14 protein-coding genes are annotated in these 16,802 nt (G+C 53.2%); 6 read left to right on the top strand and 8 right to left on the bottom strand.

The window, feature by feature from the left end:
• Nucleotides 1-92: 92 nt before the first annotated feature.
• From trxB to JIN85_RS01425, 4 genes are all read left to right on the top strand, one after another.
• Nucleotides 93-1,025 (top strand): thioredoxin-disulfide reductase, encoded by a 933-nt coding sequence (gene trxB / locus JIN85_RS01440; RefSeq protein ID WP_200266886.1) that lies wholly within the window; start codon nucleotides 93-95, stop codon nucleotides 1,023-1,025.
• A gap of 102 nt (nucleotides 1,026-1,127) precedes the next feature.
• Nucleotides 1,128-2,306 (top strand): OmpP1/FadL family transporter, encoded by a 1,179-nt coding sequence (locus JIN85_RS01435; protein WP_200266884.1) that lies wholly within the window; start codon nucleotides 1,128-1,130, stop codon nucleotides 2,304-2,306.
• Complete coding sequence (locus JIN85_RS01430; RefSeq protein ID WP_200266882.1) at nucleotides 2,306-3,124, top strand: SDR family NAD(P)-dependent oxidoreductase; 819 nt, start codon at nucleotides 2,306-2,308, stop codon at nucleotides 3,122-3,124. The genes JIN85_RS01435 and JIN85_RS01430 overlap by 1 nt, the downstream gene beginning before the upstream one ends.
• Nucleotides 3,125-3,137: 13 nt before the next feature.
• A complete protein-coding gene (locus JIN85_RS01425; protein ID WP_200266880.1) occupies nucleotides 3,138-3,962 on the top strand; it encodes an SDR family NAD(P)-dependent oxidoreductase in 825 nt (274 codons plus the stop codon).
• Nucleotides 3,963-3,997: 35 nt separating this feature from the next.
• Here the strand turns inward: JIN85_RS01425 and JIN85_RS01420 are convergent, their stop codons facing one another.
• The 6 genes from JIN85_RS01420 to JIN85_RS01395 form a co-directional block, all read right to left on the bottom strand.
• The gene (locus JIN85_RS01420) at nucleotides 3,998-4,402 is read right to left on the bottom strand and encodes a helix-turn-helix transcriptional regulator (RefSeq protein WP_200266878.1); all 405 of its coding nucleotides are present in this window, start codon (nucleotides 4,400-4,402) and stop codon (nucleotides 3,998-4,000) included.
• Between the two features lie 164 nt (nucleotides 4,403-4,566).
• Nucleotides 4,567-5,625, bottom strand: a complete 1,059-nt coding sequence (locus tag JIN85_RS01415) for a response regulator (protein WP_200266876.1) — start codon at nucleotides 5,623-5,625, stop codon at nucleotides 4,567-4,569.
• A gap of 42 nt (nucleotides 5,626-5,667) precedes the next feature.
• Nucleotides 5,668-8,376 carry an ATP-binding protein gene (locus JIN85_RS01410; protein ID WP_200266874.1) on the bottom strand — a complete coding sequence of 903 codons (2,709 nt, stop codon included), beginning with the start codon at nucleotides 8,374-8,376 and terminating at the stop codon, nucleotides 5,668-5,670.
• A complete protein-coding gene (locus tag JIN85_RS01405) occupies nucleotides 8,369-9,808 on the bottom strand; it encodes a class I SAM-dependent methyltransferase (protein ID WP_200266872.1) in 1,440 nt (479 codons plus the stop codon). Before JIN85_RS01405 ends, JIN85_RS01410 begins: the two co-directional genes overlap by 8 nt.
• 235 nt (nucleotides 9,809-10,043) lie before the next feature.
• Nucleotides 10,044-11,108, bottom strand: coding sequence for a 3-deoxy-7-phosphoheptulonate synthase (locus JIN85_RS01400; RefSeq protein ID WP_200266870.1), 1,065 nt, complete (start codon nucleotides 11,106-11,108; stop codon nucleotides 10,044-10,046).
• A gap of 50 nt (nucleotides 11,109-11,158) precedes the next feature.
• On the bottom strand, nucleotides 11,159-12,223 hold the full coding sequence (locus JIN85_RS01395) for a 3-deoxy-7-phosphoheptulonate synthase (protein ID WP_325107860.1): 1,065 nt from the start codon (nucleotides 12,221-12,223) through the stop codon (nucleotides 11,159-11,161).
• 115 nt (nucleotides 12,224-12,338) lie between these two features.
• On the opposite strand from JIN85_RS01395, the gene JIN85_RS01390 reads away from it, so the two are divergent.
• Both JIN85_RS01390 and JIN85_RS01385 read left to right on the top strand, forming a co-directional pair.
• The gene (locus tag JIN85_RS01390; RefSeq protein WP_200266866.1) at nucleotides 12,339-13,067 is read left to right on the top strand and encodes a TlyA family RNA methyltransferase; all 729 of its coding nucleotides are present in this window, start codon (nucleotides 12,339-12,341) and stop codon (nucleotides 13,065-13,067) included.
• A gap of 72 nt (nucleotides 13,068-13,139) precedes the next feature.
• Complete coding sequence (locus JIN85_RS01385; protein ID WP_200266864.1) at nucleotides 13,140-14,021, top strand: transglutaminase family protein; 882 nt, start codon at nucleotides 13,140-13,142, stop codon at nucleotides 14,019-14,021.
• 335 nt (nucleotides 14,022-14,356) lie between these two features.
• Here JIN85_RS01385 and JIN85_RS01380 read toward each other — a convergent pair whose 3' ends face one another.
• Together JIN85_RS01380 and JIN85_RS01375 are read right to left on the bottom strand one after the other, a co-directional pair.
• Nucleotides 14,357-15,910, bottom strand: coding sequence for a right-handed parallel beta-helix repeat-containing protein (locus JIN85_RS01380; protein ID WP_200266862.1), 1,554 nt, complete (start codon nucleotides 15,908-15,910; stop codon nucleotides 14,357-14,359).
• A gap of 151 nt (nucleotides 15,911-16,061) precedes the next feature.
• Nucleotides 16,062-16,649, bottom strand: coding sequence for a sigma-70 family RNA polymerase sigma factor (locus tag JIN85_RS01375; protein WP_200266860.1), 588 nt, complete (start codon nucleotides 16,647-16,649; stop codon nucleotides 16,062-16,064).
• Nucleotides 16,650-16,802 lie beyond the last annotated feature (153 nt).

The raw sequence follows: 16,802 nt of genomic DNA, 5'->3' as shown, positions 1-16,802 counted from the left end.
GTTTTTGCGAGGGGTGAGGTTTTCCATTACGGGCGGTTGACTCGGATGGATCGCCGTAGGAATACTTCCCGGACCGAAGTCCTTACGAAAACATGGAACAAGTCATCATTATCGGCACCGGTTGCTCCGGCTACACCGCTGCCATTTACACTGCCCGCGCGAATCTTTCACCTCTTTTGCTCTCTGGCACCCAGCCGGGCGGCCAATTGACCACCACCACCGAGGTGGAAAACTTCCCTGGATTTCCGGACGGAATCATGGGCCCGGAGCTGATGATGAAGCTTCAGGCACAAGCCGAAAAATTCGGTGCCAGAATCGCATGGGCCACCGTCGAGTCGATCGAGCAACGTGCCGATGGGACGTTTTTGCTCAAGGCCGGTGAGGAAAGCTACGAAGCCAAAACCGTGATCGTATCCACCGGTGCGGCACCACGCCACCTTGGTCTACCGAACGAGAAAGCACTCATTGGTCGTGGTCTCACATCTTGTGCCACCTGTGACGGTGCCTTCTATCGCGATGTGCCTGTGTGTGTGATCGGGGGCGGAGACAGCGCTTGTGAAGAGGCAGAGTTTCTTACCCGTTTTGCGAGCAAGGTTTATCTCATCCACCGTCGTGACGAACTGCGCGCGTCCAAAATCATGGCGGACCGCGCCTTGGCCAACCCGAAGATCGAGCCGGTCTGGAACTCGGCTGTGAGTGAGTATCTTACCGATGAAAAAGGTGAGATGCGCGCGGTTAGACTGCAAAATTTGGTCAACGGTGAGGAAAGTGAACTGGAAGTTGCCTGCGTGTTCGTGGCAATCGGCCACATTCCAAACAGCTCTTTCCTCGGGGATTTGGTCGATAAGGATGAAAACGGCTACATCCTGCAAACTCCAGCAGGCAGAACTTCTACGAAAACTCCCGGACTCTTTGCCGCGGGCGATGTCGCCGACCATTACTACCGCCAGGCGATTACCGCTGCCGGTCAAGGATGTGCAGCAGCCCTGGAAGCTGAGAGGTATCTAAGTGAACACGATGCTTGATCGGTTATCACAATCGATCTTCCAAATGTAAATCAGCCAATTTCATCAAGTTGCATAATTTTCCTGACATCTAGGAAGATCTTATTAAAAAGAGACTTCTAAATGATGAGGAAAACGATACTTGGTGGAATTTGGTTGGCATGCGCATGCGGACGCTCGGCGGCGGCAGGATATTATCTCCCGAATCAGGACGCTTTCGCGACTGCCAAAGGGAATGCATTCGTTGCAACAGCTGATAATCCATCGGCTGTTTTCTATAACCCTGCGGGCTTGACTCAACTGGATCAGCCCGAATTCCAGGCTGGTTTCTATTCCATCATTTTGGGGAACCGCGCGAAAATCGATGGCTCTACCTATGGAACTGACAGTGAAATTCAGGTCGCTCCGCAGTTGTTTTATGGAGCGGCCATCAACGATCGCCTCAGTTATGGTTTTGGACTCAATAGTCCATTTGGTCTGGGTACTGACTGGGGTCAAAATACGCCGTTCCGTTCAGTGGTGACCGAGGCTCGCTTGCTTTATGCGAGCGGAACTGCGGCGCTGGCTTACGAGTTGACCGATGAACTTTCGGTGGGGGTATCCCTATCGGCAAACTATGCGGATCTAAAATTGGCGCAGGGAATCTATGGGGTCCCTGGAAGCTACTTCAAATTTACCGGAGATGGATTTGCTCCGGCTGCATCGATCGGTTTGCGCTGGCAGCCGCTTGAAAAGCATGCATTCGGCTTCAACTTTACCACTCAATCTGATTTCACGCTGCGAGGCCGGACCGATTCGAATCTGTTGCCGGACGATAGCTCGTCCAACATGAATTTCATCACGCCCGCGCGTCTAGCTGCAGGCTATTCGTATCGGCCCGCACCGGGTTGGAACTTGGAGGCTAACGTCGAGTGGATCGACTGGGATTCTCTCAATACGCTCAAATTAAAAACCAGTTCTGCAGGTGGAGATTCCGTGGCGGTGCCATTTGAGTGGGAATCTTCCTTTATCTACGAACTTGGCGTTTCTTATACCACCCCTTCCGGTTATGTCATTGCTGCTGGCTACGACTACAATGAAAGCGCGCAACCGGATCAAAACTTTAACCCAGGTGTTTCCGATGCTGATCGCCATTGGTTCAATGCGGGATTCGGCCACCGTGGCGACTGCTCGGATTGGATGCTCGCCTATCAATTCGGTTATTCTAACAGAGACGTAACCGGTTCCAGCGTGCCGGAGGCGAATGGTCGGTATGAAGCACGCCACCATGCACTGGTGTTTTCTTGGAATTATCGCTTCTGATGTCCACCCAGGCCTCCAAAACCTATGTGGTCACAGGTGCTAGTTCGGGCATTGGCCGTGAATTGGCCAAGCAGCTCGCAGCACCTGGCTGCGAAGTATGGCTGATCGGGCGCAACTCTGAGGCGCTCGATCAAGTCGCAGCGATCGTCACAGAGAAGGGCGCAGTTGCAAAAATCGGCATTACGGATCTTGAAAATGGTGACGAGGCAGCGCGCTTTTTATCGAGCCATTTTCCGCCGGATAAGCAAGTGGACCAAGTCTATCTGGCAGCTGCGATTTCGATGTTCGGTGAAGTGAAGGACATCAAGCCGGAGGATTGGCAGAAACTCTATCAAACCAATTATTTATCTCCGATCCAGTGGTGCCACTATTTCTATAGCCAGATGGTGACGAGAAAATCCGGGCGAATCGTTTTGATTTCCTCTCTATCAGCATACTCTGGATATCCGACCTCAACGGTGTATGCCACGATGAAGGCCGGATTGTTAGGGCTTTACCGAAGTTTGCTGCATGAAGGGCGGGCAAATGGGGTGGCGATTCACCTCGTCTCTCCCGGATTTGTAAACACATCGATTTTCAAAAAGGCAATTTACCGGGGAACTGGATACGAAAAGACGCTGCGTGAAATCAAAGCTACCCGCTTTCCGATCGAGCCAGCGGAGAAAGTTGCGCGATTGATTTTGCGCGGTGTGAACCAGGGAAAACAGGAATTTGCCCTGCCTCTCTATGCCAAGGCAGTAAAGTGGATTGCTCCACGCTTTCCATTTGCCATCGGGATCATCCATCGTCAGCTCATGAAGCGCTTCCGGATATCATGATCGACTTCCATCCATGAGGACTTTTCCAGAACTTCACGGCAAGACCGTCATCATCACTGGTGCCGCTTCGGGTATCGGCAAGGCGATGTCCAAAATCTTGATGGCATCTGGTGCAACTCTGTATGCCCTGGATATGAACGCGGCGGGGTTGCGTGATCTGGCGGATGAACTCACCGGCCCGGGGCAAATTCACCCCATGACTCTCAATGTGGCGGATCTGGAGGCCTACCGAGTGGTGATTCGGGAAATTCTGCAACGTGCAGGATCGATTGATTATTTGTTCAACAATGCCGGAGTGACCTTGTTAGGACTGGCGGAACAGATCCCCTTCGAGCGTTGGCGCTGGCTTTCAGACATCAACCTGATGGGTGTCATTCACGGTATCGAACTCGTCTATCCGCTGATGATCGAGCAGGGGAGAGGGCACATCGTGAATACGGCCTCCGTCGCCGGGGGGACTGGCTACGCAACGTCTGCGGCTTATACCGCGTCGAAAGCCGCGGTTCTTGAGTTGAGTCGTTCCCTAAGATCTGAAGCAAAAGCCTACGGAGTAAAAGTCACAGTGATGTGTCCGGGCTATGTCGATAGCTCGATTTTCAGCCAGGAGCGCATCGTAGGAGCAGACCGCGAGGTGGTGATCAATGACCTACCGGTCAAAATGATGTCGCCTGATGTTGCTGCTGCGGGACTGCTGAACGGGGTCTTGCGGAGCAATTCGGGACTGGTGGTCTATCCGCTTAGCTCAAAGATTCTTTGGACCTTATCGCAGTGGTTTCCATCCGCGTTGACTCCGCTGCATCGACGCTTGATTCGCGTTTTCCATGCCGAGAAAAACTGATCGGTCGGCCATCAGAGATTGGCGCATCGTGCCACTTATTGGGCAGCGGCCATCCTGGCTTCCTGTGCGTAAGAGTGCTCGCGACGTTGGAAGCTGGTTGGGGTGACCCCGTGAAAAAGCTGGAACTCGCGAGACATCATCCGCGGAGTCGCAAATCCGAGCGTGTGAGCCACCTCTTTGACCGGACCGCCTTCGCGCAGGAGAGCACGGGCGGCTACCATCCGCTCATTTCGTAGCCACTCCTTTGGGTTGATCCCCACACCGCTATCAAACAAGCGGCGGAAATGGCGTTCTGAAATACCAATTCTGGCACAGACAAGCGACAACTGGAAGCCGCTTTCCCGTGCCACCTTGGAAAGGGGGATCGGAGCAGGCTCCCTGGCTAACGTAGCGAGAAGGAGCCCGTCTTTAAGAGCTATTTCTACATCACGGCGTTTCATCGAGGAACTGATGGGCGCAGTAAATGCCACATCGCAGCTGCTGTCAAATCCCAGATGATAGGATTGGAGACGCGAACTTCGCTTTTATTCGCTTTAAATGAAGTCCATCGAACCAACGGTTGTTCCAATGAGCAAAGCGTCTGTTAGATTTTTCGAATCGTATTTTAAAGGAGTCCAAGCGCTGCAGAAATCAGCATATCGTCGTCAAACAGCCATTTGGCGGTTTGGGTGCCGGGATTGCCTGCCTTGGTCGGATTCGGCGAAGTGGTGATGCTGAGGGTCAGTCCTTCCCCACGAACCCGCCGGATGATGGCGCCAGCATCATAAAGTGCCATGTATGCCGCGATCACGGAGATCGAGGACTTGGTGATTTGCGGATCATCCGTGCGCCCTAGCAAAGAATCTAACAACTCAGGCATTGGATCTGATGTTGCAGCAATTCGGCTTTCCTCAGGATTGAAGGTAGCAGACGCAGCCCCAGCTGCTTGTAGAGCGGATGCGAGGAATTGAATGCGTGCAGGGATGTCGGATGGAGTGGCGAGTGCTTTTGGCAACTCGGACTCAAGGGCGCTGGCGAGCGCAACTTGGCGTTCATGGAGGCGTGACCAATCCGGTGAACGGAGAGCGGAGTCACCCTCGGCGCCGGTTCTTCGTCCGGCGACACAGGCTTGCACGAATGAGGCGACCGCTTCGGCAGCCCCCTCGGATGGAATCCCGGCGCACACGGGAACCAATGCAAATGCGGCGAGGCGGCTGGAGAGCAGAACATTGCCCATGGCTTGCATCTTCGCCCCGAGCAGGGCGTCACGCTCGCGCTTAACGGTAAAGAATTCCATGGCTCGGCGCAAAGTGACCTCAAGCTGTGGAATATCCCACGGTTTGGTCATGTAGCGGAAAATACCACCTTGGTTCACCGAGCCGATTGCGGCATCAATATCGGAATAGGCCGTGGAAAGAATTTTAATCACATCGGGATAATCGCCTGCGATTTTCGAGAGAAAGCCGACCCCCGTTTCATTCGGCATGCGTTGGTCCGTTACGACAATGCCGATTTCGTCGGCGTTTTCACGGAAAACAGCCATCGCCTGAATGCCGTCCTCGGCCTCAAGAATTCTAAATTTCTCACCGAACAATCTGCGGAAATACTTACGGGTAGTTGCCTCGTCGTCTACGAAGAGGATGGCATATTTCTTGTAATCGTAGGCGTCGATTTCTGTGCTCATATCGATGGGTGAAAGGCGGAGGTGAAACGAAGATGGGTTAGATCAGGCGGTTTGGTCGAGAACGGAATCGGTTACTTGATTTGCACTGGGAAATGAAATTCTGAAACGGGTGAAATCTCCCGGTCTGCTTTCCACATCTGTGATAGCTCGGTGGCTTTGCAAGATTTGGTGTGAAATCGAAAGACCAAGGCCCATTCCCTTGCCGACATCCTTTGAGGTGAAAAACGGATCGAAGATCTTTTGAATATCTTCCGGTGGAATGCCGATGCCATTGTCCTGAATGGTGATTTGCCAACCTCCACCAGCGGGTTCGATCAAGGCATCAATGACCCCGGCCTTCCCGCCATGCGCCGCAACGCGCTGATGAATGGCATCGATGCTGTTTTGTAAAAGATTGATAAAGACCTGGACCAGCTGGTTCGCATTGCCGCGGATCATCGCGTTGGGAGGAGCTGTTAGATGGAACTGGATATCCTTGCCGAGCTGGTGGCCGACCATCCGGCTCGCTCTTCCCATCACTTCTGATAGATCGGCATCGCCAGTCGTTCCGGATTCGTCACGGGTGAACTGGCGGAGGTCGATGACGATTTGAGAAACCCGTTCAACACCTTCGCGGATATCCTTGAGGATGTCTTGGAAATCTTCACGTTCTTCCTCTGGGAGAACCCGCACGAATGTTTCGAGTGCGTGCAGACCGGCGCTCGCATAGTTCAGCGGATTGTTGATTTCGTGGATGATGCCTGCGCTCATCCGGCCGAGAGCGGAAAGTTTCTCGTTCCGCACCATGAGGACTTCGTTTTCCTTGATTTGTTCCAGTGCGGAATTGAGCTCGGCGTTGAGGTCGACCATTTCGCGGCGGACCCGGGCCATGGCAATCTGGTTTTGCAATCGCAGCCCGAGCTCGGCAGTCGAGAACGGTTTTGTTAGGAAATCGTTGGCGCCAGCCTCAAGTGCGGCCAGCTTGGTTTGTTCATCGGCCCGAGCTGTTAGAATGATGATTGCAGTCGAGCGGGTGGTGTGGTTTTCACGGATACTGCGGCAGACCTCCACGCCATTGAGCTCGGGCATCATGTAGTCAAGCAATGCCAGCTGCGGGCGGCGCAGGCGGGTGAGTTCCATGGCTTCCGCCCCGTCAGATGCTTCAATCACATCGACGTCATCCAGCTGCATGCGCAGGAAACGTCGAATGTCAGGTTCATCATCGGCGATGAGAACCAGAGGTCTGGCACCACTCGGGCGGCCACCGATACTGGGTGAGCCGATTGAGATATGAGGTTGCTGCTGCTGGGGTGGGCGAGGCTGGATTTTTCCGGGAACGGCAAGTGCCGCGCGCCGGTGAAGTTCCGCGATGTTGCCGCCTGCTCCCAATGGATCTTCATCTTCCGATGCTTTGCGGGATTCGATGGCTGCTACCGCCGGTAGCGTGATCGTGAATTTGGTTCCTTGGTTAATCTCACTATCGACCTGCACCGTGCCCTCCATGGCTTCGGTCAGGCTGCGGACCAGAGCTAGGCCGATCCCGGCACCTTGGAATTTACGAGTGGAGGAGGTATCAACCTGCCAGAAACGGTCGAAAATTTTCGGCACGACTTCTTTGGAAATGCCCACACCCGTGTCTTCCACCGTCATGACGAGGGTGTCATTTTCGACTTTTGTTAGAACTTCGATCGTCCCGCCAGATGGAGTGAATTTGATGGCGTTGATGACGAGGTTCAGCAGGATCTTATCAAACTTGTCGCGATCAAGCTGAATGGAATCATGCTGTGAACTGCAGGACCATAGGAGGGTCACCCGATCTTGTTCCGCAAGGTGCCGCAGCGAGCGCAGTAGTCCTTCCAGGTGCGGAGCGATCGCAGTCGGCTGGCGGTTTACATCAGCATGGCCCGTATCAAATCTGACCAGGTCCAAAAGGTCATCGATCAGCTTGAGCAGGCGGAGGCCGTTTTGCTCCAGCATGCCGATCATTTCGCCGGTCATTGGGTTAGTTGAGGACGGAGTCACAACGGTTTTCAGCCGCTCCGTAATACCCAGCATGATGGTCAGCGGAGTGCGTAACTCGTGACTGATGTTCGCAAAAAATCGGGTTTTGGCCTCATCGAGTTTCGACAATTGCTCATTCTGTCTCGCCAGTTGTTCCTTCGATCTTTCAACTTCGGCTCGCAGGATAAATTCGTTCAATCGCAGTTTCTCATAAAAATAACATCCTGCCAAAACGAACACGGATGTTACGAAAAGGAAGTAACTGTTATTAAATAGGATGAATGATGCATCCGGCTTTTCTTTGGAAATGGCGACGCTGATTCCATAGAATATGAAGCAAGAGCCGATGATGAGCAGGGAGTTCCAGAAGGTCCATCGGAGAACCAAACAGAGCCCGACGAGTGTTAGATTGAGCCCGGCATAATAAACAGAGTCTCCACCGCCTGTCTGTGCGATCATCGCGCAAATGGAGATGATCGGTAAAAGCGCCGCCCAGAGGGAAGCGACAAAGCAAACCTTTTGGCTCGGGGTTTTGCCAATGGCGAGACCGATGATGGCAATCAGTGCCGCGCAGATCAGCCGAATCAGCAGGAAGATCCAGATTTTGTCCGGAAAAACCATCCAGTCGAGAGACCAACCGAAGACCATGAAGCCACCCCCGAGCAGAAGTGCCCGCCGCACATTCGCGATGGCGATGTGAGCTTCATACTCTCTGAATGCTTGGAGGACTTCTGGATTGTCACTCCGAATGTTGACGGGCGCTTCAGCCATTTGAGAGTTCGATTTCGAGGAACAAGTTCACTCCGGTTTCATCTTCAAGAATGTTGGTGGATTTCACCGGAACGGTATCTGGCACGAGATCGTCCATCTCGGGACGTCCGCGGTAGATCAGGTTCCACTCCACCAAATATTCCATCCAAGCCTTACTCGGATTGCTGTCGGAAACGTTGGTGACGATCACGAGGCCACCGGGTTTGACCATGGTGCAGAAAAGCTCGACCAAGCGCTTGCAAACACGCTGGGACAAGTAATCGAAAAGTCCCGCGCAATAAACGATGTCATAGCCGGTGAATTCGTCTTCGCCACCTTGTGTCGCAGCTCGAAGAAGCTGATGAACGGACCGCTGGAAATAGCGAACGGGAGTTTGCCGACCACCGCTCATGCGGGCTTCCTGGATCCTTTCGCGCGTATAATCCAGTGTTTCCGCGTTGAAATCCAGCAGGTCAATTTCAGCGAGTTCAGATTCCTCGAAATCACGCAGGAAGCGCTGAATTTCCACCGCAGGGCCGCATGCCAAGTTGAATACCCGCGTTTTTCCTTTGGAGACTCTGCGAGCGCATTCGGAACTTAACTTGGTGACAAGGTAATCAATCCGATTCCGGTGTGCTACGACAGGTGCCGTATTGAGCAGGGCGAAGTTTAACAATTTAGCGAAGGCGGAAGATCCTTCGTATGGATTGCGAAGCATCATGTTCACCATCTCATAGTCACCAGCGTAGCCGAGTGGCTTGGTATAAGTTCGGTAAAGAAACGGCGAGCATAGCATGATGGGATGCAGCTCGCGCCGTGCGTAAGACTTATGAACGGCGACTTCACCTTCCTCGACTTCGTTCACCACCTCCTCAAAGCGTTGCATGGCAGGAAGCACTTCCTCCACCACGCGCTGTTGAATGCTGGAGAAAATTTCGTTTTCGAGCTCATCCCGGCGACGGGTGACGGTGGTGCGGATTCCTACATCTACGCCCGTAAGCCAATGCTGAACGCCGGATAGCATGCTTCCCATGTCCGAAACCACCAACTTGAAGGGATTTTGCACCTTATTGGCTGATTTCCATTCACCCATGAAACTGGCGAACTGGCTTGCCAGATCGTCCGGTTTATCACTCTTGCTGGAATGAGAACCGGCAACGCTTGAGAGGACATCGACCTCGACCCAACCTTCATCCAACATCGCCTCACAAACCAACACGATGCCGGTATTGAGCAAGTTGCTAACAACTGCCTTGCCATGATACAACAACCGGCGGGATGCCATGATGCGGAAGTCCGAAAGAACCTCTGAAAGCTGAAGAATACTATATGGGTTGTAGACCTCGAATACGACGGAGTATCTTTTGATTCTTAGCAAATTTGCCGTCAATTCCGTGCCTTGGCTGTTGCGGCATGTGATGACACTCTGAGATGATTCGCGGGTAAGATCCATTAGCAAAATTGGGAACTGACGTCCCAATACTGCCAATTCTATTCCTCCCCGCAAGCCGGTATGAACAAATTATTGAAAATGTTGTTTAGAAGTGTTTATTTGATCATTAAAATCTGACAAATATCCTCAAATTGAGTCATTTGTGAGGATGTTTTAACGAAATGAGAGTGAAAGGATTAGATGAAGCCCTGATGGGCTTCTAATCTAACCATTTGAAGCAACTTGAGCGATGCTATTAGAGTTTCCGTCGCTCGCGAACAGCTGTTGCCAAACTGTCCAATACTTTAACCGTATCATCCCAATTGATGCATCCATCGGTCACAGACTGGCCTCGGGTAAGTTTGGTCAAATCATTGGGAATCTTCTGGTTTCCTTCTACCAGATTGGACTCAATCATAACTGAGGTGATGGACTTGGATCCCGTTGCAATTTGTTCTGCTAAATCAGCCGCCACCTTGGGTTGGTTGCGATAATCCTTCAACGAATTGCCATGGGAGCAATCGACCATCACGGTCGGAGTCAGGTTTTGTTCACGCAACATGGCTTCTGCTGCGGCAATACTGGCTTTATCGTAATTCGGTCCGGATTTGCCTCCTCGCAGGATGAGGTGGCACGATTCGTTTCCGGTCGTTGAAACAATGGCTGAGACTCCCTGTTTGGTGACGGAGAGAAAATAATGCGGCCGTGAACTGGATTGAATGGCATCCAGTGCGATCTGAATCGAGCCGCCTGTTCCATTCTTGAAGCCGACCGGCATGGAAAGTCCGGAGGCGAGTTCACGGTGAATTTGTGACTCGGTGGTCCGTGCTCCGATGGCACCCCAAGTGATCAGATCCGCGATGTATTGAGGGGAAATCGTGTCCAGGAATTCCGTTCCGGATGGCACTCCCATGTTGGCGAGCTGCAACAACAAGCCACGTGCGATGCGTAGTCCGTGGTTGATGTCAAATGAGCCGTCCATGTGCGGATCGTTGATCAGACCTTTCCAGCCGACAGTGGTCCGTGGCTTTTCAAAGTAGACCCGCATGATCACCAAAATGTCATCAGAAAGCCGGTCAGCTTCTTTTTTGAGCTTTTCGGCATATTCCAATGCTGCTTCCGGGTCATGGATGGAGCATGGTCCGACAACGGCCAGGAGCCGATCGTCGCTGCCACGCAGAATGGCATCAGCTTGATTGCGGGTATCGGCAACCAATTCGGAGGCTTTTTCCTCAAGTGGCAGGTAATAGGCCAGCACCGCTGGAGAAATCAGCGGATTGATGCCAGCAATGCGGAGGTCGTCTGTGCGGTGTCGCGTCACGCGGGAATCGTTGCCGCGTGATGCATTGGGAAGCAAGTGGGAATCCGACCTTAGATTCGGCGCCTTTCGCGAACCCCTTCGGCAAGTCGGTCCAGCACCCGGACGGTATCATCCCAACCAAGGCAGGCATCCGTCACCGATTGTCCACGCGTGAGATCGGCTAAATTCGGCGAAAGCGGCTGATTGCCCTCCACCAGATTCGACTCGATCATGACCGAGGTGATGACTCGGGAACCTTGCGAAATTTGCTGCGCAAGCGACTCAGCGACTACCGGTTGGTTGCGGAAATCCTTGAGGGAATTGCCGTGCGAGCAATCCACCATCACGTGGGCTGGAAGGCCATGGGCTGTCAGGCTTTCCGCAGCTGCTGCAATATCTTCCGGGGAATAATTCGGGCCGGTTTTGCCTCCGCGTAAAATCAGGTGACAGGATTCATTGCCCGTGGTGGACACGATTGCGGAAATCCCTTGCTTGGTCACTCCCAGAAAATGGTGGGGGCGCGAGCTGGACTGGATCGCATCCAGGGCGATTTGAATGGAACCACCCGTGCCATTCTTGAAACCGACCGGCATGGAAAGGCCGGATGCGAGCTCGCGGTGGATTTGCGACTCAGTGGTTCGGGCGCCGATGGCTCCCCAGGCGATCAAATCCGCGATGTATTGGGGTGAAATGGTATCGAGGAATTCGGTGCCTGCCGGAACTCCCATTTGCGCCAGTTCCAAGAGCAGGCCACGGGCAATCCGTAGTCCGTGATTGATATCGAAAGAGTTATCGAGGTGTGGATCATTGATGAGCCCCTTCCAGCCAACGGTGGTGCGGGGTTTCTCGAAATAGACCCGCATGATGATGAAAATGTCATTTTTCAACCGTGCGGCTTCGGCTTTTAGCTTCGTCGCATATTCCAACGCTGCCTCCGGGTCGTGAATCGAGCATGGACCCACGATGGCCAGCAGGCGATCGTCTTCCCCGTTGAGAATGGCTTCTGCCTGGCTGCGAGCACTGGAGACCAATTCCGATGAGCTTTCGTTGATTGGCAAATAATAGCCCAGGACTGCCGGTGAAATCAGTGGATTGATGCCGGAAATGCGGAGGTCGTCAGTGCGGTGTTGAGTCACGGGGCGCATCGTGACTGCCCGAGCGTGATTGGTTCAAGGAACAAGTGGAGGTTCGCACTTGGATTGTTGTGCGGATTCCATCACTTTTCCCAGACGGGATGGCCCGCCGATTTGGATGAAAAAAGAACGAGTAGACGCGCTTTTGGTGCAGCGCGGGTTGTGTGATTCCCGCGAACAGGCGAAACGCCTCGTGCTGGCCGGGGAAGTGAAAAGCGGGGATCATACCGTGGATAAGCCCAGCACCAAACTTGCGGAGGATGCTCCCCTGGAGGTGAAGCAAAAATTGCGCTATGTCGGCCGGGGCGGTTTGAAGCTGGAAGGAGCGCTGGATGCATTCGGAATCGATCCCCAAGGTTGGATCTGCATGGATGTCGGGGCTTCCACCGGTGGTTTTACCGACTGCTTGCTTCAGCGGGGAGCCGAGCGGGTGCACGCGATCGATGTGGGGACCAATCAACTGGTTTGGAAACTCCGCAATGATCCACGAGTGGTCGTGAAAGAGCAGTTCAATGCCCGCCACATGCAGCCGGATGACATTGGCGAGACGGTGCGGCTGGCGGTGATGGATTTGTCATTCATTTCGCTGACCAAGGTTCTTCCCGCGGTTTTCTCGGTTCTGGATGAAAAGGGTGCTGTGGTTTGCTTGATCAAACCGCAATTCGAGCTGGAACGCGATGACATTGGCAAAGGCGGGATCGTTCGTGATCCGGCATTGCACGAGCGAGCGGTGGAAAAAATCCGTGAGTTTGTCACCACGGAACACGGCAGGGAATGGAAGGGGCTGATCCCTTCGCCCATTACCGGCACCGATGGCAATCAGGAGTTTCTCGCCTGGATTGGCTAGTGATGTCAGGCACCTTGCCCGCGATCCTGCTTTGCAATTGCCGTTCCGTATGGAATTTTCCTTCTCCCTCCCATGAAATACGAGCTGATCCACCGCACCCGCTACCTCTATGAAGGTTCGGTCACGGTGTCGCATCATCTCGCACGGCTGGCGCCTCGTCACTTACCCGGGCAACGTTGTCCATGGCATGAGCTCGAGATCCATCCGGTGCCGGTTGGCCGGGGTGTCCATGCGGATGCATTTGGCAACATCACGACCTATTTCGAAATCGAAGGAAGTCATGAAGAGCTGGAAGTGATTGCTCGAAGCTTGGTGGAAGTTTCCAAAATGGATCATCCGGCACCCGCCGATACTCCACCATGGGAAGCGGTGCGCGATGCCTGCCATGCGCAGAAATTGACTCCCTGTGCAGAAGCCGGAGCGTTCCGTTTTGCCTCGCCGATGGTTCCGCTCGGAAAGGATTTTTCTCATTATGCGCTGCCGGATTTTCCCGCCGGTAGGCCGGTTTTGGAAGCGGTGAACGCGTTGATGGGGCGCATCCATCGGGAGTTCAAATTCGATACCGTCGCCACGGATGTCGCGACACCAGTAGCGGATGTTCTTAGAAACAAAGCTGGCGTTTGTCAGGACTTCGCGCACCTGATGCTTGCTTGTCTGCGCTCCTTGGGACTCTCCGCCCGATACGTCAGCGGATACCTGGAGACTGCGCCGCCACCTGGCCAGAAGCGATTGACCGGGGCGGATGCTTCTCACGCCTGGGTCTCGGTCTATTGCGGAGAAAAAGCAGGCTGGATCGATGCCGACCCGACCAACAACGTTTTGCCGGGCGAACGTCACATCACCGTCGCGTGGGGGCGGGATTTTTCGGACGTCAGCCCATTGCGTGGGGTCACTTTAGGCGCTGGTGGACAGACTCTGCGGGTGGCTGTGGACGTGATTCCGGTAGGAGATTGAATGATCGCAAATCTGTGGCCGCTTTTGGGATCACTTGGCCGCTTTTGGGATCACATCAGACTTTTCCTCAGTATAATATAGGGGCATTAGTTATTCGCGATTGGCGAAAGTCCGCTTCGGCAGACTGGAAACCTTTCTGACATATTCTCAATTTCAGCGAGAGGTCGCTGTGTCGGCACGCATCCGGGGGGAGGCTTGTTGCCACGGGCGAGACTCGTGAGCAATTGGGAACAATGTGCTCATTCGGGCGCGGATTGGCAACGATCCGTGCCCGTTTTTTTATCTGGAGATGAGATCCGGCTTGAAGATCGCAGCGACCTTTTCCCATCAGACGCTTATCGATAGCATCCGGTGGTGTGTGGGGTGCTACGGGAAATGTAGTCGAGATCGACCGTCGGTGCAAAGGTCGCGCTGGCAGCGGCTCGCAGTGAGGAGCTTTCACTCGGATGAGCATCCAGTTGTTCGGCATCAGATGTGATGTTGAGGAAATCACTGAAGCCGGTGCCGGCTTGAGTGCCGCTGATTCCGGTTGATACAGCACCGAAGACGATATTCCCGGCAAATGTCACACCGGTGGGAGTGGAATTCGATCGAATGGCCATTCCGGATTGGCTGTAACAGGCGTTGTTGGCGAAGGTCATGCTGGTTCCAATCTCCCAGTTGCCAATACGGGCTGCGTTGGCGCTATCGGCAATGAATGTATTGTTCACCACCGTTAACTGGTTGGGGTTTCCAGATGAATTGGAGGCGCTGCGGAAGGCATCAAATCCACTGCTGCCTACGCTGACCAAATTGTTGCGGACGACACAATCGGCGAGGACAAATATCCCGTCATCACTGCTGTGGTGGCAGGTGTTCCCTTCAATGGTGTTGCTTGGCAAACCACCAGTGCCCGCAATAAAAAGCGAAGGACCGCCAGTGTGGTGCACGAGATTGGCAGCGATCCAATTGTTCGAGCAACCTTGGCGAACCGAGATGCCCGCTCCTGTGCCGCCAGTCGGAAGCGGGAGGTCATGGATGTGGTTCAGGGCGATGATGGAGCCAGTCGTGACTCCATTGCCACTTGGCGACCCCAGATAGATACCTTCTGCGCTGTCTCCGGTGTCGAAGATTTCGTTGCGGGTGATGTGGAGATGACTCGTGTTGTTGGTATTGGCTGTGATGGCTGGGCCTTCTGTCGCATGAATGATGCAGCGATCTATCCAAATGTCGTCGCAATTCCGAAGGCGAAGCCCGGCGGCACCTCCAGTGAATTCAATCCTACGGATCGCGATAAAGCTCGCAGCGCCCTCTCCCATATCGACCAGATTTTGACTGGCTCCGGTTCGTTGGAAAATGACTTCAGCACCAGATTCCGCTTCGATCCAAATGGGGGCATTGGCTGTGCCTTGGAGATCGATGGCAAGCCTTCCAGTTAGAGGGTAATTGCCTGCACTTAAAAGCAGCCGATCTCCGGGAATCAACGCCTGGATGGTTGCCTGGAGTGTGCTGAAATCTACACTGGCACCAAGCGTGATCGTGCGCAACGGAGTCACCGATGCCCAAGAGGGATCGAAGGGTCTTGCGGTTTCCTCAACACGGTAAAAATGACGGTTTCCAATGAGCGGCGCCGCGATCGAAAGTCGCTCACTGCCCGTGGTGATCGAAGGAATTTCAGGTAGTGAAAGCGGTAGCCAATCGTTCAGGTCAGCACTGTGTTGCAAGGTGTAGGTGACGCCGGAATGGGTGTCCCAGCTCAAAGTGATTTCTCCACCACTGATCGGGCCTGGCGTTAAACGAAACGACTCATTGGATTGGCAATATGCGGTTGGAACCGATACCAATAACAGGCACGTGATCCAATATAAGTGGGAGTGCTTGCGCTTCTGCTGGCGATGGAATCGGTTCATGGGAGTGGATGATTCAAGCAAAGTGAATCATATGGCAAACGGTCACCACGGCGAGAAAATTTCCGAACCAATCTGCAGTTGGGTTATTCCAGAATCTAGCTCTGCCGGAAGATGCTATCCGCAACGCGGCTACGGCTCGCCGCGAACGCGTTCAGAATTCACCGAATTGAGCTAGAGCTGAGTCGTTGGCCAGGGCAGTCTTTCGGGAGATACAATCGTGCAATTTGTGGCGGATACGACGCAACGTCGCTCGAACAGTTCCCGGATTGCGACCTGTAAGGGCAGCAAATTCTTCTATCGAAAGTTTTTGCCTATAACGGATTTCAATCAGTTCGCGATACTCTGGAGGTAAGTTCTCTAGGCAGCTTTTCAGAGCTTCTCGGCGGGCTTTCCATTTCGCTGACTCCGCTTTCTCGCAATGAGATCGTTCAATTGGAAGATTATCGAAAAAATCGTGATCGAATCGAACTTCCCGGCATTTTTTGAGCATTCTCAAATGTTTGAGAGTATGAAGGCGTGCAACCTTGAAAGACCAAGCCCTGAAATTGGTTCCAGGAACGTAGTCGTCTTTCTTTTTCCATAAAGTAATATTAACTTCTTGTAGCACATCCAGCGGGTCAACGCAGATTGGAAGTATAGATTTTAGAAATGCAGCCAATGATTTTTGATGTATGATTAGTTCATTGCTGAAGATAGTATTTTTATCATCATTGTCTTTGGGGGAGGTGGGTGTGCTCATGATAATCGGGTGGTGATGATCAATGAAATCCAGCAGATGCTAAGCCATTGATAGGGCTGTGAATCATCGGGCGGTGGTGTCTTTTGTATATTTTGATCTATGTTGCTGCTGTGGCGGAATCAGTAATTTGGATGAAGTTAAACGTTTGGTGAT

Source organism: Luteolibacter pohnpeiensis, from assembly GCF_016595435.1.
Lineage (GTDB): Bacteria > Verrucomicrobiota > Verrucomicrobiia > Verrucomicrobiales > Akkermansiaceae > Luteolibacter > Luteolibacter pohnpeiensis.
Note: the sequence above shows the minus strand (reverse complement) of the source record. Positions and strands in the feature narration are given on the sequence as shown.